A 25009-nucleotide genomic window follows, 5' to 3' on the forward strand; every position below is an offset into this window, starting at 1 on the left:
GGCCGCCATGCAGGCGATGGATCCGGTAATTGCGGATTTTTCTGCTGCAAATTCCGAAAAGATCTTAGCCGGATGCTGATCCTTCCTACCCTTAGGCTAAGTCTGAGGCGCCCCGCCCAGACGGTTCCTGTCCCGTTACAGAAGGAAGTCGTCCATGGCAAAGGAGCGCAGCATCTTCGGTTTCATCTGGTTTCTCTGGCGTTTCAGGGCGCCGCCCGCGCCCCGGGTGCACCGGCTCAGCCCGCAGGAGCGCGAACTGGTGGATCGCTACCGGACACTGTCCGATGCCGACCGCGACGCGCTGTTCTGCCTGTTGAACCAGATGGGCAGTGTGTCGCGATTCTGAGCGCGCTCGGACTTCAGCCCATTTGATCGTTCCCACGCTCTGCGTGGGAACGCAGCCGGTGACGCTCTGCGTCACAAGAGCGGACGCAGAGCGTCCAGAGAGGCATTCCCACGCGGAGCGTGGGAACGATCGGTGTCGGTAGTTCAGGGAGCAGTGTCCTATCCGATCTCCCCCACCGCCCGCCAGGCCTCGTCGATCGCTGCATGGGCATACGCGCTCCACGCCGCATCGGAGTTGGCGATGCTCACCCGGCCGACCGGCTTGCGCGCCAGGTTCATCAGTTTCTCGCTTTCATCGGCATCGTCGAACAGGCTGTTGGAGAAGTAGGCATAGCCGTGGGACCAGCGGTTGACGGTGATCGCCAGGATGTCGGTCTCATGGTTGAAGCCCCCGGGGCCGAGCATGCGCTGCAACTGGTCACGCAGTTGCGCCTCCAGTTGTTCGAAGGTCTGGCCGTAGAGCCTGCCGCGCCCGGCGCGGGCCTGGTCGCGGGCATTCATGCCGCTGTTGGGGCTGGTGGGGACGTAGACCATGTGCAGGCCGATCGGTTGGCTCGGGTCGCGTGGGTGCTCGTAGCCGCCCATGCTCACCGGGTAGTCGAGCTTGATCCGGCTGTAGGGCTGGGTGGCCGCGTAGATCTCGTGCACGCCGAGCTTCTGGAATGCCTGCCAATTGCGGACCACCACCTTGGTGTACACCAGCGGGAATTTCACGTTCTGGCTCAGGGCGTGGGCCTGGGGCTTGGGCAGGTCGCGCAGCAGGTAGGGGATCATCATGTTGTAGCAGGCGAGGATGCAGTGCTTGCCCCGCACCTGGCTCAGTTGGCCGCCGCGACTGTAGCCGACGTTCACGCCCTTGCCGACGTTGCGCACACTGACCACGGTGCTGTTCAGGCGCAATTGCACTGGCGAGCGGGGCTGGTCGAGCTTGGCGTAGTCGAAGGCCGCCAGGACGATGTCCTCCATGCCGTGGCCGGGGGCGACCGCCGGGATCAGGCTGCGCACCAGCAGGCGGGCGAGGGAGGCGTTGCCATCCGGGAAGTGGTAGATGTACGGCTCCTCCATCTCGGCCTTGGCCTCTTCGCTGATGGGCTCGAGGTTCATCGCGCCGAAGCCGGGGAAGCCGACGTTGTAGGCGTCGAACGCCGCCACCGCATCGATGCTCAGGGCCGAGAAGTCATTGGTGCGGCTCTGGAAATATTTCACCGCGTTTTCGGACAGGCCGACGTCCTTGAGCAAAAAGTCGCGGTAGCTGGTGGCAGCCAGGTGCTCGGCCTTTTGCTTGGCGGTCTTGCCCGGCAAGTAGTCGCGAGGCGCCTGGTGCAGCTCGATCAAGGCCTGGCGATCGGCCGCTGGCAGCGGGAAGTCGTTGATGAACGCATCGATGGGGCGGGCGTTCAACTGCTGCGGGGCGATGTCATCGGCGACCATCGGTGTCGGATCACCGGTCACCAGCTTGTCTTCGCCGAAGTTCTCCTTGTCGAAGAACACGCCGCGTGACAGCCCCAGGCCCGGGTAGAACGAGCGGTCGAAGGCGGTTTCGAAGCGCTTGATGTCGACCCCGAGTTTTTTCAGCAGGCCATTGACCTGCTGGCTGTACAGGTGGTTCGGCGACTGGAAGGCTTCGCTGCCGCCGTAGCCGAGGATCATGCGACCACCGGCGGAAAATTCGTTGCGCTTGGCGTGGCCGCCGAAGTCGTCGTGGTTGTCGAGGATCAGGATGCGCGCCTTCGGGTGCTTCTCCCGATAGAACCACGCCGCCGCCAGGCCACTGAGGCCGCCACCCACCACCACCAGGTCGTACTCACCGGTAATCGGCAGGTGGTCGGTGTCGAAGACCTTCTTCTCCCAGCCCATCTGGTGGGCCACTTCGAATGCACCGACATGGCTGCCACGCAGGCCGGTCAGCGCCGGTGGGTAGTAGCGCCCGTCCGGTGCGGCCTGGAGCAGCTGCAGCGGGGTCATGCCGGCGGCGATGGTGATGGCGACGCCGTTGAGGAAGTCGCGGCGGGTGATGTCCATACTGAATCCTTGTCTTGTTGTTGTAGGTGCCCGGGTAGCCGTAGCCTGCCCGGGCGATTGCCGTTACCGGCTGATTTTCCAGGCGTCGCCCGCTGGCGCGGTACCGCGGTCGTAGGGTTTGCCCAGCCACATGTAGAGCAGGCCGAGACCGATCACGATCGCCGTGGTCAGGACCATGGCGTAGTTGGTGTACCACGGCGCATCCGGAGTCCGCGGCCAGGCCATGTTGACGATGGCGCTGACCCCGTAGAGTAGTGCCCCGATGTTCACCGGCAGGCCCCAGGCGCCAAGGTTGAACTTGCCGCTGGGTTTCCAGCCGCGGGCCCGGGCGAACAGGGCGGCGAGCACGATCATCTGGAAGGCCAGGTAGATACCGATGGCGGCGAAGCTGACGATGGTCGCCACCGCGTCCTGCAGGAAGAAGCCCAGGGCGATGATCAGCGCCGGCAGCACGCCGGAGACGAACAGCGCCGACACCGGTACCTGGGTGGTCGGCGAGATGCGCTTGAGCAGTTGGCTGCCGATGACCATCTCGTCGCGGGCGTAGGAGTACAGCAGCCGGCTGGCGGCGGCCTGCAGGCTGATCACGCAGGAGATGAACGAGATCATCACCACGCCCATCACCACTTTCGAGCCGACGCTGCCGAAGGCATTGTTGAGAATGGTGGTCACCGGGTCCTTGTCGGTGCCGTTGATCACCGCCTGCATGTCAGGCACGGCGAGGATCAGCGCCAGGCAGGCGAACATCGCCGCGATACCACCGATGTAGATGGTCATGCGCATGGCCACCGGAATGCGCTTGCTCGGGTTCGGGGTTTCCTCGGCCACGTCGCCGCAGGCCTCGAAACCGTAGTAGAGGAACATGCCGGCCAGGGACGCGGTGAGGAACGCCGGCAGGTAGGAGCCGTCGACGCGGATGTCGAAGGTGTTGAACAGCACGCTCAGTGGCTGGTGGCGTTCGAAGACCAGCAGATAGACCCCGACGATCACCGCACCGACCAGCTCGCAGAGAAAACCGAACATGGCGATACGCGCCAGGGTCTTGGTGCCGCTGAGGTTGATCACGGTGGCGAACAGCGTCAGCACCAGGGCGATGACGATGTTGGTGTTGTTGCTCGGCTCGAAACCGAGCATGGCCGCGAGGTAGGGGCCTGCGCCCACGGCGACGGCGGCGATGGTCACGCACAGGGCGATGGAGTAGATCCAGCCGACCATCCACGCCCAGCGCTTGCCGACCAGGCGCCGGGCCCAGGGATAGACGCCCCCGGAGATCGGGAACTGCGAAACCACTTCACCGAAGATCAGGCACACCAGCAGTTGCCCGCAACCGACCAGCAGGTAGGCCCAGAACATCGGCGGTCCACCGGCGGCCAGGCACAGGCCGAACAGGGTGTAGACGCCGACCACCGGCGACAGGTAGGTGAAGCCCAGGGCGAAGTTTTCCCACAGGCTCATGCTGCGATTGAAGTTCGAGGTGTAGCCCAGTTGCCTCAGTTGTTCGGCATCGCTGTCGGCGCTGGCGCCGAGATGGGGTTGTGCACTCATGGCGGTATTGCTCCGGAAAATCGGCGGATTCTGGCCGTTCGAAAGCGTGGCCGAGCCATGGGGCCCGTCCCGGTTCGATGTTGTCGTGTTGGTTCTGGTTTACGGGTGGAGCGTCCATGAGACCGCAAGGCGGTCTGCCGCTGACAGGCCGGCTTCCTGCCGGCCTGCTGGCGAATCCGTCAGTGCTTGAACATCACATGGCGCACGGTGGTGTAGTCCTCCAGGCCGTACATGGACATGTCCTTGCCATAGCCGGACAGTTTCTGCCCGCCATGGGGCATCTCGCTGACCAGCATGAAGTGGGTGTTGACCCAGGTGCAGCCGTACTGCAGGCGGGCCGACAGGCGATGGGCACGGCCGACATCGGCTGTCCAGACCGACGACGCCAGGCCGTAGTCCGAGTCGTTGGCCCACTCCAGCACCTGCGCCTCATCGGTGAAGCGGGTCACCGACACCACCGGACCGAACACCTCGCGACGGACGATCTCGTCGTCCTGCTGGGCGTCGGCCAGCACCGTCGGCTCGAAGAAGAAACCGGGACCTTCCACGGCCTTGCCGCCGGTCACCAGGCGGATGTGCGGCTGGGAGATCGCGCGTTCGACGAAGCCGACGACTCGATCACGATGCTGGGCGGTGATCAGCGGGCCGAGTTCGGTCGACGGGTCGTCCTGCAGGCCATGCTTGATGCTGCTCACGGCGGCACCGAGTTTCTCGACGAACTGCTCGTAGATGCCGGCCTGGGCATAGACCCGGCAGGCGGCGGTGCAGTCCTGCCCGGCGTTGTAGAAACCGAAGGTGCGGATGCCCTCGACGGCGGCATCGATATCGGCGTCATCGAAGATGATGACTGGCGCCTTGCCGCCCAGTTCCATGTGCATGCGCTTGACGCTGTCGGCGGTGCTGGAAATGATGTTCGAACCGGTGGCGATCGAGCCGGTCAGCGACACCATGCGCACTTTCGGGTGGGTCACCAGCGGGCTGCCGACGCTCGGGCCACGGCCGAACACCAGGTTCAGCACACCGGCCGGGAAAATGTCGGCGGCCAGTTCGGCCAGGCGCAGGGCGGTCAACGGGGTCTGTTCCGAAGGCTTGAGCACCACGGTGTTGCCGGCAGCCAGGGCCGGGGCGATTTTCCAGGCGACCATCATCAATGGGTAGTTCCACGGGGCGATGGAGGCGATCACGCCCACCGGGTCGCGCCGGATCATCGAGGTGTGGCCCGGCAGGTATTCGCCAGCGGCCGAACCGGTCAGGCAGCGACTGGCGCCGGCAAAGAACCGGAACACGTCGGCGATCGCCGGGATCTCGTCGTTGAGTGCCGCGCTCAGTGGCTTGCCGCAGTTGTCCGACTCCAGCTTCGCCAATTCCTCGCCATGGGCCTCGATGGCGTCGGCGAGCTTGAGCAACAGCAGCGAACGGTCCTTCGGTGCGGTCTGCGACCAGCTGTCGAAGGCCGCGTCGGCGGCGCGCACGGCGGCATCGACCTGGGCTTCGCTGGCTTCCGGGATTTCCACCAGGACCTGGCCCAGGGCCGGGTTGAGTACGGGTTGGGCAGGGCCTTCGCCAGTGACGAGACGGCCGTTGATCAGCAGTTTGGTTTGCATGTCGATGTCCTCATGGAACAGTTGGAACCGCCACTCGACTGTGGGAGCCGGATTTATCCGCGAAGCCTTTCAGAGGATTCGAGATCCTTTTCGCGGATAAATCCTGCTCCCACAGCCGGTCATGTGTCCGGTCGTTGATCGGGTTATTTGCCGCTGCCGGCCACGCTTTCACCACCACGGGTCAGGTAGTAGGCGCCGAGGATCGGCAGCATGGTGACCAGCATCACCAGCATTGCCACCACGTTGGTCACCGGTACGTCCCGTGGCCGGCTGAGCTGGTTGAGCAGCCAGATCGGCAGGGTGCGTTCGTGCCCGGCGGTGAAGGTGGTGACGATGATTTCGTCGAACGACAGGGCGAAGGCCAGCATGCCGCCGGCCAGCAGCGCCGAGCCGAGGTTCGGCAGGATGATGTAGCGGAAGGTCTGCCAGCCGTCGGCCCCGAGGTCCATCGACGCCTCGATCAGGCTGTGGGAGGTGCGCCGCAGCCGGGCGATGACGTTGTTGTAGACGATCACCACGCAGAAGGTCGCGTGCCCGACGACGATGGTGAACATGCCGGGTTCTATCCCCAGCGACTTGAAGGTCGCCAGCAGGGCGATACCGGTGATGATCCCCGGCAGGGCGATCGGCAGGATCAGCATCAGCGAGATGCCCTGCTTGCCGAAGAACTCTCGGCGATACAAGGCCGCCGAGGCCAGGGTACCGAGGACCATGGCGATCAGCGTGGCGATCGCCGCGACCTGCAGCGACAGCTTGATCGCTTCCAGCACGTCCGGCCGCGAGAAGGCCACGCTGAACCACTTCAGGGTGAAGCCCTGGGGCGGGAAGCTGAACGCCGCGTCTTCGGTGTTGAAGGCGTACAGGAAGATGATCAGGATCGGGAAGTGCAGGAACACCAGCCCGCCCCAGGCCGCGATACGCAGGCCCAGGGACGCTCTATCCCCGTGCTTTTCTGACTTAGAGTGCATCGAAGGCCCCCAGGCGTTTGACGATGGACAGGTAGACGGCGATCAGCACGATCGGCACCAGGGTGAAGGCGGCCGCCATGGGCATGTTGCCGATGGCCCCCTGCTGGGCGTAGACCATGCTGCCGACGAAGTAGCCGGGCGGGCCTACCAGTTGCGGCACGATGAAATCGCCCAGGGTCAGCGAGAAGGTGAAGATCGAGCCTGCGGCGATGCCGGGTACCGACAGTGGCAGGATCACCTGCATGAAGGTCTGGCGCGGCTTCGCCCCGAGGTCGGCGGAGGCTTGCAGCAGCGAGGGCGGCAGGCGTTCCAGCGAGGCCTGGATCGGCAGGATCATGAACGGCAGCCAGATGTAGACGAACACCAGGAAGCGCCCCAGGTGCGAGGTCGACAAGGTGCTGCCACCGACACCGGGAATGCCCAGTACGAACTGCAGCAGCGGTTCCAGGCCCAGGTGCTGGACGAACCACTGGGCGACGCCGCCCTTGGCCAGCAGCAGGGTCCAGGCATAGGCCTTGACGATGTAGCTGGCCCACATCGGCATCATCACCGCGATGTAGAAGAACGCCTTGGTCTTGCCGCTGGTGTAGCGCGCCATGTAGTAGGCGATCGGGAACGCGACGATCCCGGCGGCGATCGATACCACCACCGCCATGCTCAGGGTCCGCACGATGATGTCGAAGTTCGCCGGATTGAACAGCGCGGCGAAGTTCGCCAGGGTCAGGTCCGGGGTGACCGCCATGGTGAAGTCGTCGAAGGTGTAGAAGCCCTGCCACAGCAGGGTCAGCAGTGAGCCGAGGTAGATCGCGCCGAACCAGATCAGTGGCGGTACCAGCAGCAGCGCCAGGTAGAAGTTGGGGCGGCGGTAGAGCAGGTTGGAGAACCTGCGCATGGGCGACGGACTGGCCGTCGTCGGGGTCAGGGCCAGGCTGCTCATGTCACACCTCGCTCGCCAGCTGGATCATGGCTTCGCGCGCCCAGCGCGCGGTAAGGCGCTGGCCGGCCTGGTGGCGGGCGCTGGTGTCCAGCCACTGGGTATTGGGCTGGCTGATGTTGAGGCTCTGGCCATTGTCCAGCTTCAGCTCGAAGCGGGTGGCGCTGCCCTGGTACTGGATGTCGTGGAGCACGCCACTGACCTCGACCTCGTTGCCCTGCGCCGGGCCTTCGGCGAAGCGCACGTGTTCGGGGCGGATCGAGAAGGGCAGGTCGCTGCCACCCAGTTGCCGCGCCAGCTCGCCACGGATCACGTTGGAGGTGCCGACGAATTCGGCGACGAAGGCGGTGGCCGGCTTCATGTAGAGGTTGCGCGGGGTATCGACCTGCTCGATGCGGCCCTTGTTGAACACCGCCACGCGGTCGGACATCGACAGGGCTTCGGTCTGGTCGTGGGTGACGAAGATGAAGGTGATGCCGAGCTGGCGCTGCAGCTTCTTCAGCTCGCTCTGCATCTGTTCGCGCAGCTTGAGGTCCAGCGCGCCGAGGGGTTCGTCGAGCAGCAGCACCCGTGGGCGATTGACCAGCGCACGGGCCAGGGCCACGCGCTGGCGCTGGCCGCCGGACAGTTGCACCGGCTTGCGCTCGCCATAGCCGCCCAGGGCGACCATGGCCAGGGCTTCCTCGGCGCGCTGCAGGCGTTCGCTCTTGCCGACGCCCTTGACCTTGAGGCCGTAGGCGACGTTATCGCGCACGTTCATGTGGGGGAACAGCGCGTAGTCCTGGAACACGGTGTTCACGTCGCGCTGGTACGGTGGCAGCCCAGCGGCTTCCTCGCCGTGGATGCGGATCGAGCCGGCGCTGGGTTGTTCGAAACCGGCGATCAGGCGCAGGCAGGTGGTCTTGCCCGAGCCGGAGGGGCCGAGCATGGAAAAGAACTCGCCGTCCTGGATATCGATGGAAACCCGGTCAACGGCCTTCACTTCGCCAAACTGACGGGAAACGTGGGTGAACTGGACTGCAAGCGTCATGGTGCGGTGCTCCAAGAAGGCACGGGTCGCCGCAGCGGCCCGGCCTGGACTTCTGAAAAACTGTCATTCGAGAGTCAGCCTTGCCTGGCAAGGCCTGGAATACATAAAGTCGTTGTGGGGCGTAGCGAGCGTCGATCAGTCGTGTCCGGCCAGCGCGCAGCACCCGGAGCGTACCCAGGTACGTGAGGATGCGAGCACTGCCCGGGCGCGGCGGGTCGACGCGCAGTAGCCCCGGAATGACTTTCAGCGGCCGCCCATGATCGCGATGTAGTCCTGGGTCCAGCGGCTGTAGGGCACGAACTTGCCGCCCTCGGCCTGCGGGGTTTTCCAGAAGGCGATCTTGTCGAAGGTCTCGAAGCCGTTGGTCTTGCAGCCTTCGGCGCCGAGCAGCTCGCTCTCCTTGCACGCCGCAGGCACGGCCGGCAGGGAACCGAACCAGGCTGCCACGTCACCCTGGACCTTGGGTTGCAGCGACCAGTTCATCCACTTGTAGGCGCAGTTGGGGTGCTTGGCCTCGGCGTGCAGCATGGTGGTGTCGGCCCAGCCAGTCACGCCTTCCTTGGGAATGGTCGAGGCCACTGGCTGCTTGTCGGCCTGCAGGCCGTTGACCATGTAGCCCCAGGAGCTGGAGGCGGCGACGCCTTCGTTCTTGAAGTCGCTCATCTGCACGGTCGCATCGTGCCAGTAGCGGTGGATCAGCGGCTGCTGGGCACGCAGCAGGTCGAGCACGGCCTTGTACTGGGTCTCGGTCAGCTCATAAGGGTTCTGGATGCCCAGTTCCGGCTTGGCCGACTTGAGGTACAGCGCCGCGTCGGCGATGTAGATCGGGCCGTCATAGGCCTGCACGCGGCCCTTGTTCGGCTTGCCGTCCGGCAGGTTCTGCGCTTCGAAGACCACGCCCCAGCTGGTGGGGGCCTGCTTGAATACGTTGGTGTTGTACATCAGCACGTTCGGGCCCCACTGGTAGGGCGTGCCGTAGGTCTGCTTGTTGACCACGTACCACGGTGCGTCCTTCAGCCGCGCATCGAGGTTCTTCCAGTTCGGGATCAGTTCCGGGTTGATCGGTTGTACACGCTTGCCGACGATCAGGCGCAGTGAGGCATCGCCCGAGGCCGTGACCAGGTCGTAGCCGCCCTTGGCCATCAGGCTGACCATCTCATCGGAGGTGGCGGCAGTCTTCACGCTGACCTTGCAGCCGGTTTCCTTTTCGAAGCCCGTGACCCAGTCGTAGGCCTTGTCACTCTCGCCGCGTTCGATGTAGCCCGGCCAGGCCACGATATCGAGTTGGCCTTCGCCGGCGCCGATGGCTTTCAGCGGTTCGGCGGCCTGGACGCTGGCGCTGGCCAGCAGGGCGGTGGTCAGTGCACTGAGCAGTGCGGTCTTGTGCGCGAACATCGGTTTTCCCTCTTCTTTAATTATGGTCGGGGCAGTCGAACGGGGTAGTGCATGCCGCTGGCGGCTTCTTGTTAGGGTAGTGCGTGTTACAGGTGTTGGCCGTGGCGCGCCATGATGTGGCGCACCACGCTGTAGTCCTGCAGCGAATCGCTGGACAGATCCTTGCCGTAGCCGGAGCGCTTGAGGCCACCGTGGGGCATTTCGCTGACCAGCATGAAGTGGCTGTTGATCCAGGTGCAGCCGTATTGCAGGCGCGAGGCGACCTGCATCGCCTTGTCCAGGTTCTGGGTCCAGACCGAGGAAGCCAGGGCGTATTCCGAATCGTTGGCCCAGTCCACCGCCTGGCTCAGCTCGTCGAAGCGGGTCACCGTGACGACCGGGCCGAACACCTCGCGCTGGACGATCTCGTCGCTCTGCTTGCAGCCGGCGAGCAGGGTTGGCTGATAATAGAAGCCGGGACCGGAGTGCACCGCCGCACCGGTCACCCGTTCGATATGCGGCTGGCCGAGGGCGCGCTCGACGAAGCTGGCGACGCGGTCACGCTGGCGGGTGCTGATCAGCGGGCCGATCTCGTTGTCGGCATCGCGCTTGCCGGCAAAGCGCAGGCTGGCGACCGCCGCACCGAGTTCGGCGACCAGGCGGTCATGGATGCCGGCCTGGGCGTAGATCCGGCAGGCGGCGGTGCAGTCCTGGCCGGCGTTGTAGTAGCCGTAGCTGCGCACACCCTCGACCACCGCCTGGATATCGGCATCGTTGCAGACGATCACCGGGGCCTTGCCGCCGAGTTCCAGGTGCGTGCGCTTGACGCTTTTCGCGGCGGCCTGGAGGATTTTCTGCCCGGTGACGATATCGCCGGTGAGCGACACCATGCGTACCTTCGGGTGGCTGACCAGGTGGCTGCCGACACCTTCGCCACCGCCACAGACGATATTGATCACGCCCGCCGGCAGTAGCTCGGCCAGGGTCGGGGCCAGGGCCAGGATCGACAGCGGGGTGTGCTCGGACGGCTTGAACACCAGTGTGTTGCCGGCCGCCAGGGCCGGGGCGATCTTCCAGGCGGCCATCATGATCGGGTAGTTCCACGGCGCGATGGAGGCGACCACGCCGATCGGGTCGCGGCGGACCATGCTGGTGTAGCCCGGCAGGTATTCGCCGGACAGTTGCCCGGTCTGGCAGCGCACCGCGCCGGCGAAGAAGCGGAACACATCGACCGTCGCGCTCAGGTCGTCCTGGCGTGCCAGGTGCAGCGGCTTGCCGCAGTTCAGCGATTCGAGGCGGGCCAGCAGGTCGGCATTCTTCTCCACCGCGTCGGCAATCGCCAGGAGGGTGTTCGAGCGTTGCTGTGGAGTGGTCCGCGACCAGCCGGCAAATGCCCGGTGGGCGGCGAGGATCGCGCTTTCGACCTGCTCGGTGCTGGCTTCGGCGATCTGCGTGATGACCTCGCCCGTGGCCGGGTTGAGGATCGGTTCGACGAAACCTTGACCTGCAACGAGTTCACCGTCGATCAGCAACGAGGTGAACAACGGGGTCGGGTGCGCGCCAGCCATTTTGCGAGTTCTCTTTTCTTGTGTGGCCATGGAGCTTCCCTTGCAGCTGGAGTCCGGCCTTTCTCTAGATGGATGGAAAGAGACTAGTGGCCGGAGCAGAGGTCGACAAATACTTAATATTGAAAGTAGCGTTCGATTAAATCGATGGCTTGCGTCCGCCCGGTGGTTGTTCGCGGGCGACGGTGAGGAACGGATCGACCAGCGTCGGTCGGGCGGTTCCACGGCGCCAGGCCAGGCCGACATCGAGGGTGTGGCTCAGGTCGGCGATCGGTCGGGCTTCGATGATGTCGCCTTCCAGCGACCAGGGCCGGTAGGTCATGTCCGGTTGGATCGACAGGCCGAGCCCGGCCGCCACCAGGCTGCGCACCGCCTCGGTGGAGGCCGTGCGCAGGCTGGTGCGCGGTTGCAGGCCGGCACCGCGCCACATGCGCTGGGCGTTGCGGTCCATTTCATCGACATTGAGCTGGATCAGCGGCTCGCGGGCGACGTCGGCGAGGTTGATGCTGTCGTGTTCCAGCAGCGGGTGCTGGGCTGGCAGCCACAGGCGATGCGGCGAGTGGGTCAGGACTTCGGTCTGCAGGGCGTGGCGGTCTTCCAGGTTGGAGAGGATCAGCACGCCGACGTCGATCTCGCCGCTGACCAGCAGGTGCTCGATGTACGGGCGTTCGTCCTCGGTCACGCGGATTTCGACGTTGGGGTAGGCGCGCTGGAAACGGGTCAGCAGGTCGGCCAGGTAGTAACCGGCCACCAGGCTGGTCACGCCGACCGTCAGTTGCCCGCTGACCTGGTCGGTGCTCTGCTGCAGGCTGCGCTTGGCGTTGTCGACGGTGGCCAGGATCAGGTGCGCCTGGCGCAGGAACTGGTGGCCCTGGTGGGTCAGGGTCATGCCCTTGGCATGGCGGTTGAACAGGCTGACGCCGATTTCCTGTTCCAACTGCTGGATCGCCAGGGTCAGGGTCGACTGGGAAATGAACACCGCCTGGGCGGCGGCCGAGATCGAGCCGGTCTCGGCCACGGCGATGAAGTGGCGGATCTGACGCAGGGTCATCATGGCGGCGTTACCCTTGCCGGTTTTTTCGGCGAGTTGTTTTTATGGAGAGGCGCCAGTGTATATCTTTTTAATCGATAGCCTGATCGCTGAGTCAGGATTTGAGCGAAAACTACGCAACATCTGGAAGCACACTTGCCAACCACCGTCTGAAAGCTCGTTTTAACCTGTGGGCCTATTCGTCGTTTGCGGAGCGTGTCGATGAACACTCGCGGATTGCTCGATCAGTTGCTCAAGTCCGGTCAGGCGCTGTTGCAGAACCAGGCTGGTGGTTCACCGGGCCGGACCGCCGACAAGGGGATGTCGGGAAACCTGGGCAGCCTGTTGTCCGGTGCCGGTGGTGGTGCGCTGGCGGCCGGTGCCATGGGCCTGTTGCTGGGCAGCAAGAAGGCCCGCAAGGTCGGTGGCACGGTACTGACCTACGGTGGGCTGGCGGCGCTGGGTGTCCTCGCCTACAAGGCCTATGGCAATTGGCAGGCCCAGCAGGCCAGTGCGCCCCAGGCGGAACCCCGGACTCTCGATCGCCTGCCGGCGGCTCAAGTCGAACAGCATAGCCAGGCAATTCTCCAGGCACTGGTGGCCGCAGCCAAGGCTGATGGGCATGTCGATGCCCGGGAGCGGGAGCTGATCGAGGGTGAGTTCTCCAGGCTGGGCAGCGACCATGAATTGCAGCAGTGGCTGCATGCCGAGCTGAACAAGCCCCTGGATCCGGCCCAGGTTGCGCGGGCGGCGGCCACGCCGGAGATGGCCGCGGAAATGTACATGGCCAGTGTGCTGATGGTGGATGAAGAGCACTTCATGGAAAAGGCTTACCTGGACGAACTGGCGCGCCAGCTGCGGCTGGATCCGGGGTTGCGCCAGGAACTGGAGCGACAGGTTCGTCAGGCCGCCCTGCAGTGACGGGTCGCCCTAGCGAAAATCGGACAGCGCATCCTGCGCCTGATGGAAGTGTGCCTGGCCCTTGCCGGCATGCTTGGCCCGGTACAGGGCCTTGTCCGCCAATCCCAGCACGTCGCTGAGGTCGGGATCATCGAGCGGCCAGACCGCGCCGCCGATACTGCAACCGATGCGGGCCGGTACCTGGTGCAGCATGATCGAGTGCGACAGGCTGGCAAGCACCCGGTTGGCGATGACCCGGGCCTGGTTCTGCGCATCGCTGCGCGGCACCTGCAATACCATGAGGAATTCATCGCCGCCGAGCCGGGCTACCATGTCCCCTTCGCGCAGGCAGGTGCGCAGGCGGCGGGCCACCTCCTTGAGCAGTTCATCACCACCGGCGTGACCGAACTGGTCGTTGATCGGCTTGAAGCCATCCAGGTCCAGGTACAGCAGTGCCAGACAATTGTTCTGCGATTGGCTGCGTTGCTGTGCCCGTGGCAGGTACTTCTCCAGGGCCGCGCGGTTGGGCAGGCCGGTCAGTGCGTCATGGTGCGCCAGGCTCTCCATCACGCCCAGGGCGGTCTGGTGGTTGCTCAGGCTGTCCACCAGATGGCGGATCGACTGGCTCAACTGGGCAATTTCCCGGGTGCCGCGGATGTCCGGAATCTCCATCGATTCGCCGAGGCTCAGGCGGTCGGCCGCATTGGCGATGGCCTTCAGCGGCCGGGTGAACCAGGTCGCCAGCAGCCAGCCGATGAAGGCGATGATCACCGCCAGCGCGATACCCCAGACCAGGATGTCCCGTTGCAGCGCCTTGGCGGGAGCATAGGCTTCGTCGAGGCTTTGGCGGGTCACCACGGTCCAGCCCAGGCCCTTGTAGTTTTCGTAGCCGCGGCTCAGGGCCAGGCCGGTCAGGTAGTCATTGCCATCCGGCCAGCGCTGGACGGCCCAGCGTGGCTGCTGGCCGAGCCCTTCAAGCTGTGGCAGTTGCAGCACCTGGCCGATGGTTTCCCGAGGACCGAGCAGTACCCGGTGGTCGGCAGCGATGACGAAGAATTCGATTCTGCGTCGTTCCTGCATGGGCTGCATCAGCGACTGGCGCATGTCTTCGGCCCAGGCCCAGGAGAGGTGCGCGGCCAGCACGCCGATCGTCTTGCGGTCATCGCCGCTGGCGCCATTGAAGACCGGCAGGCTGATGTCGACGAACTTGAGGGTCTCGCCACTGGGGTTGGGCAGCAGTTTGGACAGCAGCACGGCATCGTGCACATCGCCGATGAAGACATGCTCGCGTCCCTCCTTGAATACCGGGCGTTGACTGATGCTGGTGCCTTGCAGGATGCCCCCGGTGGAGACCCTGACCAGGCCCGCGGTATCGGTCAGGCCGAGCCAGGCGATGTCCGGGAATTGCTCTTGCAGGTGGTCGAGCAACTGGCGAATCTGCGCCGGGTCGGAAGCCTCCTGCAGGACCTTGAGCTGGCTGATGACACTCAGCAGGTGAAAGCGGCTGGCCATGGCCCGGTCCAGCCGATCGGCCATCTGGTAGGAGACTTCTGCCAGGTCCTGGCCGATCTCGCCGCGCATCCGCACACTGGAGTCATGCCCGATGAACGAACCCAGCAGCCAGCTCAGCACGCTCACCAGCAGGGCGATGGCAAGTGCAAGGCGACTACGCAGGCTCGGCAGTACGGGCATCAAGCAGTTCCCATGATCGGTATGATCCAGTGATCGGTGTCATCAACGGCAACACTTCGCTTTTAACCACACAGGTGGGGCTTGTAGAGAATGTCGGCAAATCGCCGCTCAGGATTAGAAATCTCCTGTAAGTTATATTCCCTGCATTTGTAATCCCGGTCGTAGCCTGTGCATAAATGATGGCACACCCTCGGCTATACTGCCTTCCATTTGAAATGCTTCCCGAGGACTGATTGTGAAGAACTGGACTCTGCGCCAACGGATACTCGCGAGTTTTGCCGTCATCATCGCGATCATGTTGTTGATGGTTGTTGTCGCTTATTCCCGGTTGCTGTCGATCGAGTCCAGCGAGGAGAGCGTGCGCAGCGACGCCATTCCCGGCGTCTACTACAGCACCATGATCCGTAGCTCCTGGGTCGAGAGCTATGTGCTGACCCAGCAGTTGCTGGGCTTCAATGCCGATGGCGTGATCAGTGCCGCGGACCAGGAACAGTTCAAGAACTTCTCCAGCCGCCTGCTCGAACAGATCGACAACTACCAGAAGACTATCTACACCAAAGAAGACCAGGTGCAGTTCGATCTTTTCAAGCACGAGCACGAAAGCTACGCCAAGGCCCTGGCCACGGTGCTCGACCTCTACCAGCGCAAGCAGAACGATGAAGCGATCCGCCAGTTCAAGTTGCAGGTGACACCGGCCTGGATGAACGGGCGCAAGGAACTCAACGACATCATCGTCCAGAACAAGGGCGTGGCTGACACGGCCACCGATACCATCAGTGCCGCGGTGTCGTCGGCGAAGGTCAGCATGATCATTTCCCTGGTACTCGCCGTGCTTGCCGCCGGCCTGTGCGGCTGGTTGCTGATGCGGGTGATCACCTCGCCGATGCAGCGGATCGTCGAGATCCTCGAGATCATGCGCACCGGCGACATGAGCAACCGGCTGAACCTGGATCGCAAGGACGAATTCGGCTCGGTGGAAACCGGCTTCAACGACATGATGACCGAGCTGACGGCGCTGGTGTCCCAGGCCCAGCGTTCGGCGGTGCAGGTGACCACCTCGGTCACCGAGATTGCCGCCACCTCCAAGCAGCAGCAGGCCACGGCCACCGAGACCGCCGCCACCACCACCGAGATCGGTGCGACCTCGCGGGAAATCGCCGCGACCTCCCGTGACCTGGTCCGCACCATGACCGAAGTGTCGTCCGCCGCCGACCAGGCCTCGGTGCTCGCCGGTTCCGGTCAGCAGGGGCTGGCCCGGATGGAGGACACCATGCATTCGGTGATGGGGGCTGCGGAACTGGTGAACTCCAAGCTGGCGATCCTCAATGAGAAGGCCGGCAACATCAACCAGGTGGTGGTGACGATCGTCAAGGTCGCCGACCAGACCAACCTGCTGTCGCTCAACGCCGCCATCGAGGCGGAGAAGGCTGGGGAGTACGGTCGCGGTTTCGCCGTGGTCGCCACCGAGGTGCGCCGCCTGGCCGACCAGACGGCTGTCGCCACCTACGATATCGAACAGATGGTGCGCGAGATCCAATCGGCGGTGTCCGCCGGGGTCATGGGCATGGACAAGTTCTCCGAGGAGGTACGCCGCGGCATGTTCGAGGTGCAGCAGGTCGGTGAGCAGCTGTCGCAGATCATTCACCAGGTGCAGGCCCTGGCACCGCGCGTGCTGATGGTCAACGAAGGCATGCAGGCCCAGGCCACCGGTGCCGAGCAGATCAACCTCGCACTGGTGCAACTGGGGGATGCCAGCAGCCAGACCGTCGAGTCGCTGCGCCAGGCCAGTTTTGCCATCGACGAGCTGAGCCAGGTCGCGGTCGGCCTGCGCAGCGGCGTCTCGCGTTTCAAAGTCTGATGAGCGAGCTGCTGGCCAAGCGCGCTGCCAGCGCGCAGACCCGGGACAGCCTGTTCCTGGTCTTTCGCATTGGCAGTGAGCGCTACGCCCTGGAGGCCGTGGAAATCGCCGAAGTGCTGCCGTGCCTGCAACTCAAGGGCATCGCTCATGCGCCGGCCTGGGTCGCCGGGGTGTTCGCCCACCGCGGCGCGATGGTGCCGGTGATCGACGTCAGCGCCATGACCTTCGGCCAGCCCGCCGTGGCCCGTACCAGCACCCGGCTGGTGCTGGTGCACTACCGGCCGGGGCCGGATGCGGCCGACTATCGGCTTGGGCTGATTCTCGAGCAGGCCACCGATACCCTGCGTTGCAACCCGCAGGACTTCCAGCCCTATGGCCTGGACAATCGGCAGGCCCCCTACCTGGGACCGGTGCTGGAAGATGCGCAGGGCCTGGTGCAGCGCATCCGCCTCAAGGACCTGCTCAGCCCGGAGATTCGCGCCCTGCTGTTTCCCGACGCCGCCGAGGCCCCGTGATGAGTGCCGACCAGCGATTCTTCGACTTTCTCAAGGAGCGTATCGGCCTGGATGTCACCTCGGTCGGCCCGCTGATCATCCAGCGCGCCATACGCCAGCGCTGCACTCAGTTGCAGATGGAAACGTCCGACCAGTACTGGTCCCGGCTGCAGGGTTCGGCCGACGAGCAGCAGGCGCTGATCGAGGCGGTGGTCGTCCCGGAGACCTGGTTCTTCCGTTATCCCGAGTCGTTCGCGACCCTGGCCCGCCTGGCCCGTGAGCGCCAGGAGCAACTGCGCGGGATGCGCGCGCTGAAGGTTCTCAGCCTGCCGTGCTCCACTGGCGAGGAACCCTATTCGATTGCCATGGCCCTGCTGGATGCGGGCCTGGAACCGCACCAGTTCAAGGTCGATGGCCTGGACGTCAGCCCGGCGTCGGTCGAGCGGGCCCGGCGTGCAATCTATGGCAAGAACTCGTTCCGCGGCGAGGACATCGGCTTTCGCGAGCGGCATTTCACGGCACTCGACGAGGGACACCAGGTCAACGAACGGGTGCGCGAGCAGGTGCGACTGCGCACCGGCAATCTGCTGGAACCCGGGTTGCTGGGCGGCGAGGTCTATGACTTCGTGTTCTGCCGCAACCTGCTGATCTATTTCGACCTGCCGACCCAGCAGCAGGTCTTCGAGATTCTCAAGCGCCTGACCCATGTCGACGGTGTGCTGTTCATCGGCCCGGCCGAGGGTAACCTGCTGGGGCGGATGGGCATGCGTTCCATTGGTATACCGCAGTCGTTCGCCTTTCGTCGCCACTCGCCGGACGAGGTGGAGGCGGCCGCGGCCACCGCCGCCGTGTTTACCTCGCCCTTCGTGCCGCCACCGCTGCCGGTTCGCGCCCCGCCGAGCCCGGTAGCCGCGCCGAGGGCGCCACAGCGTCCGGTGCTGGCACCCGCGCCGCCGCCGGCGCCTACCGCCAGGCCGGTTGCACCGTCCGGCGATGCCGCAAGCCTGTTGGCGCGCATTGCCGAACTGGCCAACGAGGGGCGCAGCAGCGAGGCCCGCCAGGCCTGTGACAGTTTCCTGCGCCAATACGAACCGGTGGCCCAGGTGTTCTACTGGCTTGGCCTGCTGAGCGACGTGGCCGGCAGCGTGCAGGAGGCCCAGGGTTTCTATCGCAAGGCGTTGTACCTGGAGCCGCAGCACCCTGAAGCGCTGGCGCAACTGGCGGCCCTGCTGGCCGCCCAGGGGGATCTGGCGGGTGCCCGACGATTGCAGGACCGCGCGGCCCGCAGTGGGCGCGCGGCTGACAGTGAGCGTAAACGATGAGCGGCCTGACAGCCTTGAACCTGACCCATGAAGATGCCGAGGCCATCGACGACTGCTGGAACCGTATCGGTATTCACGGTGACAAGTCCTGTCCGTTGCTGGCGGACCATATCCACTGCCGCAACTGCGCGGTGTACTCCGCCGCCGCCACCCGCCTGCTGGACCGCTATACCTTGCGCCAGGAAAGTCGTGAGCAGGTGGTGGCACAGGAGGGCGAGGAGATCGCCACCCGCTCCCTGCTGATGTTCCGTCTGGGCGAGGAGTGGCTGGGCCTGGCGACCCGTTGCCTGGTGGAGATCGCTCCATTGCGTGCGATTCATTCATTGCCGCACCAGCGCTCGCGAGCACTGCTGGGCGTGGCCAACGTGCGTGGCGCGCTGGTGGCCTGCCTGTCGCTGGTGGAGCTGCTGGGGCTGGATGCCACGCTCACCGGCACCGCCGGTGCACGGGTCATGCCACGCATGCTGATCATTGCCGCCCAGGGCGGCCCGGTGGTGGTGCCGGTGGACGAGGTGGATGGTATTCACGCGATCGACCAGCGCCTGCTCGATGGCGCGTCCGCCGCAGGCCCGCAGGCCAGCGCCAAGTACACCCGGGGCGTGCTGTCGTTCAGGGGGCGCAGCCTGCGCTGGCTGGATGAAGAGCAATTGCTGTCGGCCGTGACACGGAGCCTGACATGACCCCCGATCAAATGCGCGACTCGTCGTTGCTCGAGCTGTTCAGCCTGGAGGCCGAGGCCCAGACCCAGGTGCTCAGTGCCGGCCTGCTGGCGCTGGAGCGCAACCCGACCCAGGCCGACCAACTCGAGGCCTGCATGCGCGCGGCCCACTCGCTCAAGGGCGCGGCGCGCATCGTTGGCGTCGATGCCGGGGTGAGCGTGGCGCACGTGATGGAGGATTGCCTGGTCAGCGCCCAGGAGGGCCGGCTGTTCCTGCAACCCGAGCATATCGACGCCTTGCTGCAGGGCACCGACATGCTCATGCGCATTGCCACGCCGGGCAGCGCCAACGTTGGGCCGGTGGATGTCGAAGCCTATCTGCTGTTGATGAAAACGCTGCTCGATCCTTCGGCCCTGAGTGCGCGTGTCGCCCCGCCCGCGTCACCGCCCGCGTCGACCGTGGAACCGGCGCCGAGCCTGCCTGTTGTGGCTGCCGAGCCCATGCCCGAACCGGTTGCGGCTGCGGTCGAGCCCGAACCTGCGGTGCAGCCGGGTAAACGCAGCACCGGCGAAGGCGGCGAGCGGGTGTTGCGGGTCACGGCCGAACGCCTTAACAGCCTGCTCGATCTGTCGAGCAAGTCCCTGGTGGAAACCCAGCGGCTCAAGCCCTACCTGGCCGGCCTGCAACGCCTGAGGCGCCTGCAGGGCAACAGCCAGCGCGCGCTGGACAGCCTGGGCGACCAGTTGAAACACCTGGGCCTGAGTCTGGAGGCCGAGCAAGCCCTGGCTGACGCCCGGCGCCAGTTGGCCGAGTCGCAGCAGATGCTGACCGCTCAGATTGCCGAGCTTGATGAATTCGGCTGGCAGGCCGGCCAGCGGGCCCAGGTCCTCTATGACACGGCCCTGGCCTGTCGCATGCGGCCTTTCGCCGATGTCCTGGGTGGGCAGGCGCGGATGGTCCGTGACCTCGGTCGCAGCCTGGGCAAGCAGGTGCGCCTGGAAATCGAGGGCGAGAAGACCCAGGTCGACCGCGATGTCCTGGAGAAACTCGAGGCACCGCTGACCCACCTGCTGCGCAATGCGGTCGATCACGGTATCGAGAGCCCGGAGCAGCGTGTATTGGCCGGCAAGCCCGCCGAGGGGCTGATCCGCCTGCGTGCCTCGCACCAGGCCGGGTTGCTGGTGCTGCAACTGCAGGACGATGGCGGGGGTGTCGACCTCGAGCGCCTGCGCCGCAGTATCGTCGAGCGCAAGTTGTCGCCGGCCGAAACCGCCGCGCAACTCAGTGAGGAGGAACTGCTGACTTTCCTGTTCCTGCCCGGTTTCAGCCTGCGTGACAAGGTCACCGAAGTGTCCGGGCGCGGTGTCGGGCTGGATGCGGTGCAGCACATGGTCCGGCAACTGCACGGCGCGGTCGTGCTGGAGCAGGTGGCCGGGCAGGGCAGTCGTTTCCACCTGGAAGTGCCGCTGACCCTGTCGGTGGTGCGCAGCCTGGTGGTCGAGGTCGGCGGTGAGGCCTATGCCTTCCCGCTGGCGCATATCGAGCGGATGCTCGACCTGCCGACGCAAGACATCGTGCAGTTGGAAGGTCGCCAGCATTTCTGGCACGAAGGCCGCCATGCCGGCCTGGTTGCGGCCAGCCAGTTGTTGCAACGGCCGGCCAGCGAGAGTGTGGGCGATACCCTCAAGGTCGTGGTGATCCGCGAACGGGATGCGGTCTACGGGCTGGCGGTCGAACGTTTCATCGGCGAGCGGACCCTGGTGGTGCTGCCGCTCGACCCACGCCTGGGCAAGGTCCAGGACATTTCCGCCGGGGCGCTGCTCGACGATGGTTCGGTGGCGCTGATCGTCGATGTCGAGGACATGCTGCGCTCGGTGGACAAACTGCTCAATACCGGTCGCCTGGAACGTATCGACCGGCGCAATCGCCAGGCCAGTGAAGTGGCGCGCAAGCGCGTGCTGGTGGTCGACGACTCGCTGACGGTACGCGAGCTGGAACGCAAGCTGCTGGTCAACCGTGGCTACGATGTGTCGGTCGCGGTGGACGGCATGGATGGCTGGAACGTCCTGCGCGCCGAGGATTTCGACCTGCTGATCACCGATATCGACATGCCGCGCATGGACGGTATCGAGCTGGTCACCCTGTTGCGTCGCGACAGCCGCCTGCAGTCCCTGCCGGTCATGGTGGTGTCCTACAAGGATCGCGAGGAAGACCGTCGACGTGGACTGGATGCCGGCGCCGACTATTATCTGGCCAAGGCCAGTTTTCATGACGACGCCCTGCTCGATGCGGTAATGGAACTGATAGGAGGCGCCCAGGGATGAAGATTGCGATCGTCAACGACATGCCGATGGCCGTCGAGGCCTTGCGTCGTGCCCTGGCGCTCGAGCCGGCGCACCAGGTGATCTGGGTGGCGAACAACGGCGCCGACGCGGTGAAGCAGTGCGCCGAGAACACGCCGGACCTGATCCTGATGGACCTGATCATGCCGGTCATGGATGGCGTGGAGGCCACGCGACGGATCATGGCCGAGTCGCCCTGTGCGATCGTCATCGTCACCGTCGACCGCCAGCAGAACGTGCACCGGGTATTCGAGGCCATGGGCCATGGCGCGCTGGATGTGGTCGATACGCCGGCCATTGGCGGGGGGAATCCCCGTGAGGCCGCCGCTCCGCTGCTGCGCAAGATCCTCAACATCAGTTGGCTGATCGGCCAGCGTGGCAGCCGTGTCCGCAGTGTTTCGGGCCCAAGTGAAAATGGCGGAAACCGCCAGAAGCTGGTGGCCATCGGTTCTTCGGCGGGCGGTCCGGCGGCCCTGGAAAGCCTGCTCAAGGGGCTGCCGGCGAATTTCCCCGCAGCGATCGTGCTGGTCCAGCATGTGGACCAGGTGTTCGCCGCCGGCATGGCCGAATGGCTGGGCAGCTCCTGCGGCTTGCCGGTACGCCTGGCCCGTGACGGCGAGCCGCCGCAGAACGGCACGGTGCTGCTGGCGGGGACCAACCACCATATCCGCCTGCTGCAGAACGGTACGCTGACCTACACCGCCGAACCGGTGAATGAAATCTATCGTCCATCGATCGATGTGTTCTTTGAAAGTGTCGCCAACTATTGGCAGGGTGACGCGGTGGGGGTACTGCTCACCGGCATGGGGCGCGATGGCGCCCAGGGATTGAAGTTGATGCGTGAGCGAGGCTATCTGACGATCGCCCAGGATCAGGACAGCAGCGCGGTATACGGGATGCCCAAGGCGGCAGCCGCCATCGATGCCGCGGTGGAGATTCGCTCACTGAACAGGATCGCGCCACGTTTGCTGGAGGTATTTCCAACATGAGCCTCATTACCGGCACGCATGGCTTGAATGCAGTGAATCAGGTGACCACGCATGAATGATTTAGAGCTGGAGGAGTTCAAACCCGCCGATGAAAACGCCGCGATGGTGCTGCTGGTCGATGACCAGGCCATGATCGGCGAGGCGGTGCGCCGGGGACTCGCCACGGAAACGAACATCGACTTTCATTTCTGTGCCGACCCCCACCAGGCTATCGCCCATGCGATTCGGATCAAGCCGACGGTGATCCTGCAGGACCTGGTGATGCCGGGCCTGGATGGCCTGACCCTGGTGCGGGAATACCGCAATCACCCGGCGACCAAGGACATCCCGATCATCGTGCTGTCGACCAAGGAAGACCCGCTGATCAAGAGCGCGGCGTTCGCCGCCGGGGCCAACGACTACCTGGTCAAGCTGCCGGACTCCATCGAGCTGGTGGCGCGGATCCGCTATCACTCGCGCTCGTACATGATGCTGCTGCAGCGCGATGCCGCCTATCGCGCCTTGCGCCTGAGCCAGCAGCAGTTGCTCGACACCAACCTGGTGTTGCAGCGGTTGATGAACTCCGATGGCCTGACCGGGCTGTCCAACCGCCGGCATTTCGACGAGTACCTGGAGCTGGAATGGCGGCGGGCCCAGCGCGAGCAGACGCAGTTGTCGCTGCTGATGATCGATGTCGATTACTTCAAGTCCTATAACGACAGCTTCGGCCACCTTGAGGGCGACGAGGCCTTGCGCCAGGTCGCCGGGGCGATTCGCGAGGCCAGCAGCCGGCCTTCGGACCTGCCGGCGCGCTACGGTGGCGAGGAGTTTTCGCTGGTATTGCCCAACACCTCGCACGGTGGTGCACGGCTGGTGGCGGAGAAACTGCGTCAGAGCGTGGCAGGCCTGAAAATCCCGCACCGGATGCCGAGCGAGGGTTCGGTGCTGACCATCAGCATTGGCCTGTCGACCATGGTCCCGCAGCAGGGCAGCCACTGCCGGGAACTGATCCTGGCCGCCGACAAGGGGCTGTACCTGGCCAAGCACAACGGGCGCAACCAGGTGGGTATCGGCCAGCAGTGAGCCGGACCGCGGTGGATTGGCGTGATGGCGGGCTTTGCCCCGCCAAGCGGGCTGCCGGGACGGTGACAATTGCGTTATACTCGCCGGCTTTCAAAAGTTCACCGACGAGTGCTGCCCGCCATGGAAATCAACCCGATCCTTAACAGTATCAAGGACCTGTCCGAGCGCTCCGAAACTATTCGGGGGTATCTTTGACTACGATCAAAAGCATGAGCGCCTGATCGAAGTCAACCGCGAGCTCGAAGACCCAAGCGTCTGGAGCAACCCCGAGTACGCCCAGAACCTGGGCCGCGAGCGTGCCACCCTGGCCCAGATCGTCGAGACCCTGGACGAGATGTCCAGCGGCCTGAGCGATGCCGGCGACCTGCTGGAAATGGCTGCCGCCGAGGAAGACCAGGGTGCGGTCGACGATGTCGCCGCCGAGGTCGAGCGCTTGCGCGAAATCCTCGAGAAGCTGGAATTCCGCCGGATGTTCAGCGGCGAGATGGACCAGAACCACGCCTACCTGGACATCCAGGCCGGTTCCGGGGGCACCGAGGCCCAGGACTGGGCCAACATCCTGCTGCGCATGTACCTGCGCTGGGCCGACAAGCGCGGTTTCGACGCGACCATCATGGAGCTGTCCGCCGGCGAAGTCGCCGGGATCAAGGGCGCGACCGTGCATATCAAGGGCGAGTACGCCTTTGGCTGGCTGCGCACCGAAATCGGCGTGCACCGCCTGGTGCGCAAGAGCCCGTTCGACTCCGGCAACCGTCGCCACACCTCGTTCTCCGCGGTGTTCGTCTCGCCGGAAATCGATGACAACATCGAAATCGACATCAACCCGGCGGACCTGCGGATCGATACCTATCGCTCCTCCGGTGCCGGTGGTCAGCACGTCAACACCACCGACTCGGCGGTCCGTATCACCCACGTGCCGACCAACACCGTGGTCAGTTGCCAGAACGAGCGTTCCCAGCACGCGAACAAGGACACCGCGATGAAGATGTTGCGGGCGCGCCTGTACGAGCAGGAAATACAGAAGCGCAACGCCGCTTCCCAGGCCCTGGAAGACTCCAAGTCGGATATCGGCTGGGGGCACCAGATCCGTTCCTACGTGCTTGATGCCTCGCGGATCAAGGACCTGCGGACCAACATCGAACGCAGCGACTGCGACAAGGTGCTGGACGGCGACATCGATGAATACCTGGTAGCCAGCCTCAAGCAGGGGCTGTAAGACGCTACTGTGGGAGCCGGCTTGCTGGCGATCCCCGGCCGCAGGCCGGGGGCAACGA

The 25009-nt window shown here is 64.8% G+C and carries 20 protein-coding genes; 10 read left to right on the top strand and 10 right to left on the bottom strand.

What is annotated here, in order from left to right; all coding sequences use genetic code 11:
- The first annotated feature begins 154 nt into the window (after positions 1 to 154).
- The gene (locus tag HU752_RS06635) at positions 155 to 346 is read left to right on the top strand and encodes a hypothetical protein (protein WP_186680898.1); all 192 of its coding nucleotides are present in this window, start codon (positions 155 to 157) and stop codon (positions 344 to 346) included.
- A gap of 158 nt (positions 347 to 504) precedes the next feature.
- Here HU752_RS06635 and HU752_RS06640 read toward each other — a convergent pair whose 3' ends face one another.
- The 9 genes from HU752_RS06640 to HU752_RS06680 all read right to left on the bottom strand — a co-directional run bounded on the left by HU752_RS06640 (position 505) and on the right by HU752_RS06680 (position 12441).
- Positions 505 to 2367, bottom strand: coding sequence for an NAD(P)/FAD-dependent oxidoreductase (locus tag HU752_RS06640; protein WP_186680897.1), 1863 nt, complete (start codon positions 2365 to 2367; stop codon positions 505 to 507).
- A gap of 63 nt (positions 2368 to 2430) precedes the next feature.
- Positions 2431 to 3912: an APC family permease gene (locus HU752_RS06645; RefSeq protein ID WP_186680895.1), complete on the bottom strand. Its 1482-nt coding sequence runs from the start codon at positions 3910 to 3912 to the stop codon at positions 2431 to 2433.
- A gap of 179 nt (positions 3913 to 4091) precedes the next feature.
- The gene (locus HU752_RS06650) at positions 4092 to 5516 is read right to left on the bottom strand and encodes a gamma-aminobutyraldehyde dehydrogenase (protein WP_186680893.1); all 1425 of its coding nucleotides are present in this window, start codon (positions 5514 to 5516) and stop codon (positions 4092 to 4094) included.
- A gap of 143 nt (positions 5517 to 5659) precedes the next feature.
- A complete protein-coding gene (locus HU752_RS06655; protein WP_026145328.1) occupies positions 5660 to 6484 on the bottom strand; it encodes an ABC transporter permease in 825 nt (274 codons plus the stop codon).
- The gene (locus tag HU752_RS06660; protein ID WP_186680892.1) at positions 6474 to 7421 is read right to left on the bottom strand and encodes an ABC transporter permease; all 948 of its coding nucleotides are present in this window, start codon (positions 7419 to 7421) and stop codon (positions 6474 to 6476) included. The genes HU752_RS06655 and HU752_RS06660 overlap by 11 nt, the downstream gene beginning before the upstream one ends.
- 1 nt (position 7422) lies before the next feature.
- Entirely contained in the window at positions 7423 to 8448 is a 1026-nt protein-coding gene (locus HU752_RS06665; RefSeq protein WP_186680890.1) for an ABC transporter ATP-binding protein, read from the bottom strand.
- A 243-nt stretch (positions 8449 to 8691) separates the two neighbouring features.
- On the bottom strand, positions 8692 to 9843 hold the full coding sequence (gene ydcS, locus HU752_RS06670) for a putative ABC transporter substrate-binding protein YdcS (RefSeq protein ID WP_186680888.1): 1152 nt from the start codon (positions 9841 to 9843) through the stop codon (positions 8692 to 8694).
- Between the two features lie 86 nt (positions 9844 to 9929).
- Complete coding sequence (locus HU752_RS06675) at positions 9930 to 11420, bottom strand: gamma-aminobutyraldehyde dehydrogenase (RefSeq protein ID WP_186680886.1); 1491 nt, start codon at positions 11418 to 11420, stop codon at positions 9930 to 9932.
- 106 nt (positions 11421 to 11526) lie between these two features.
- A complete protein-coding gene (locus HU752_RS06680) occupies positions 11527 to 12441 on the bottom strand; it encodes a LysR family transcriptional regulator (RefSeq protein WP_186680884.1) in 915 nt (304 codons plus the stop codon).
- A 198-nt stretch (positions 12442 to 12639) separates the two neighbouring features.
- Between HU752_RS06680 and HU752_RS06685 the strand changes: the two genes are divergently transcribed.
- Positions 12640 to 13338 carry a tellurite resistance TerB family protein gene (locus tag HU752_RS06685; protein ID WP_186680882.1) on the top strand — a complete coding sequence of 233 codons (699 nt, stop codon included), beginning with the start codon at positions 12640 to 12642 and terminating at the stop codon, positions 13336 to 13338.
- Between the two features lie 9 nt (positions 13339 to 13347).
- Here HU752_RS06685 and HU752_RS06690 read toward each other — a convergent pair whose 3' ends face one another.
- Complete coding sequence (locus tag HU752_RS06690; protein ID WP_186680880.1) at positions 13348 to 15009, bottom strand: diguanylate cyclase domain-containing protein; 1662 nt, start codon at positions 15007 to 15009, stop codon at positions 13348 to 13350.
- Between the two features lie 235 nt (positions 15010 to 15244).
- On the opposite strand from HU752_RS06690, the gene HU752_RS06695 reads away from it, so the two are divergent.
- From HU752_RS06695 to prfB, 8 genes are all read left to right on the top strand, one after another.
- Positions 15245 to 16867 (top strand): methyl-accepting chemotaxis protein, encoded by a 1623-nt coding sequence (locus HU752_RS06695; RefSeq protein WP_186680878.1) that lies wholly within the window; start codon positions 15245 to 15247, stop codon positions 16865 to 16867.
- Entirely contained in the window at positions 16867 to 17382 is a 516-nt protein-coding gene (locus tag HU752_RS06700) for a chemotaxis protein CheW (protein WP_186680877.1), read from the top strand. Before HU752_RS06695 ends, HU752_RS06700 begins: the two co-directional genes overlap by 1 nt.
- Positions 17382 to 18683 (top strand): CheR family methyltransferase, encoded by a 1302-nt coding sequence (locus HU752_RS06705; RefSeq protein ID WP_186680875.1) that lies wholly within the window; start codon positions 17382 to 17384, stop codon positions 18681 to 18683. Before HU752_RS06700 ends, HU752_RS06705 begins: the two co-directional genes overlap by 1 nt.
- Entirely contained in the window at positions 18680 to 19363 is a 684-nt protein-coding gene (locus HU752_RS06710; RefSeq protein WP_186680873.1) for a chemotaxis protein CheW, read from the top strand. The genes HU752_RS06705 and HU752_RS06710 overlap by 4 nt, the downstream gene beginning before the upstream one ends.
- Entirely contained in the window at positions 19360 to 21666 is a 2307-nt protein-coding gene (locus tag HU752_RS06715; protein WP_186680871.1) for a hybrid sensor histidine kinase/response regulator, read from the top strand. Before HU752_RS06710 ends, HU752_RS06715 begins: the two co-directional genes overlap by 4 nt.
- Positions 21663 to 22673 (top strand): chemotaxis response regulator protein-glutamate methylesterase, encoded by a 1011-nt coding sequence (locus HU752_RS06720; protein WP_186680870.1) that lies wholly within the window; start codon positions 21663 to 21665, stop codon positions 22671 to 22673. The genes HU752_RS06715 and HU752_RS06720 overlap by 4 nt, the downstream gene beginning before the upstream one ends.
- 51 nt (positions 22674 to 22724) lie before the next feature.
- Positions 22725 to 23735: a response regulator gene (locus tag HU752_RS06725; RefSeq protein ID WP_186680868.1), complete on the top strand. Its 1011-nt coding sequence runs from the start codon at positions 22725 to 22727 to the stop codon at positions 23733 to 23735.
- Positions 23736 to 23855: 120 nt separating this feature from the next.
- Positions 23856 to 24951 (top strand): peptide chain release factor 2 gene (gene prfB / locus HU752_RS06730; RefSeq protein WP_186680866.1). Its coding sequence is split into 2 segments (ribosomal slippage): positions 23856 to 23927 and positions 23929 to 24951, totalling 1095 coding nucleotides; the frame shifts between segments, so codons are not numbered across the junction.
- The last annotated feature ends 58 nt before the right edge of the window (positions 24952 to 25009 follow it).

The organism is Pseudomonas vanderleydeniana (assembly GCF_014268755.2).
In the GTDB taxonomy this organism is placed as follows: Bacteria; Pseudomonadota; Gammaproteobacteria; order Pseudomonadales; family Pseudomonadaceae; genus Aquipseudomonas; species Aquipseudomonas vanderleydeniana.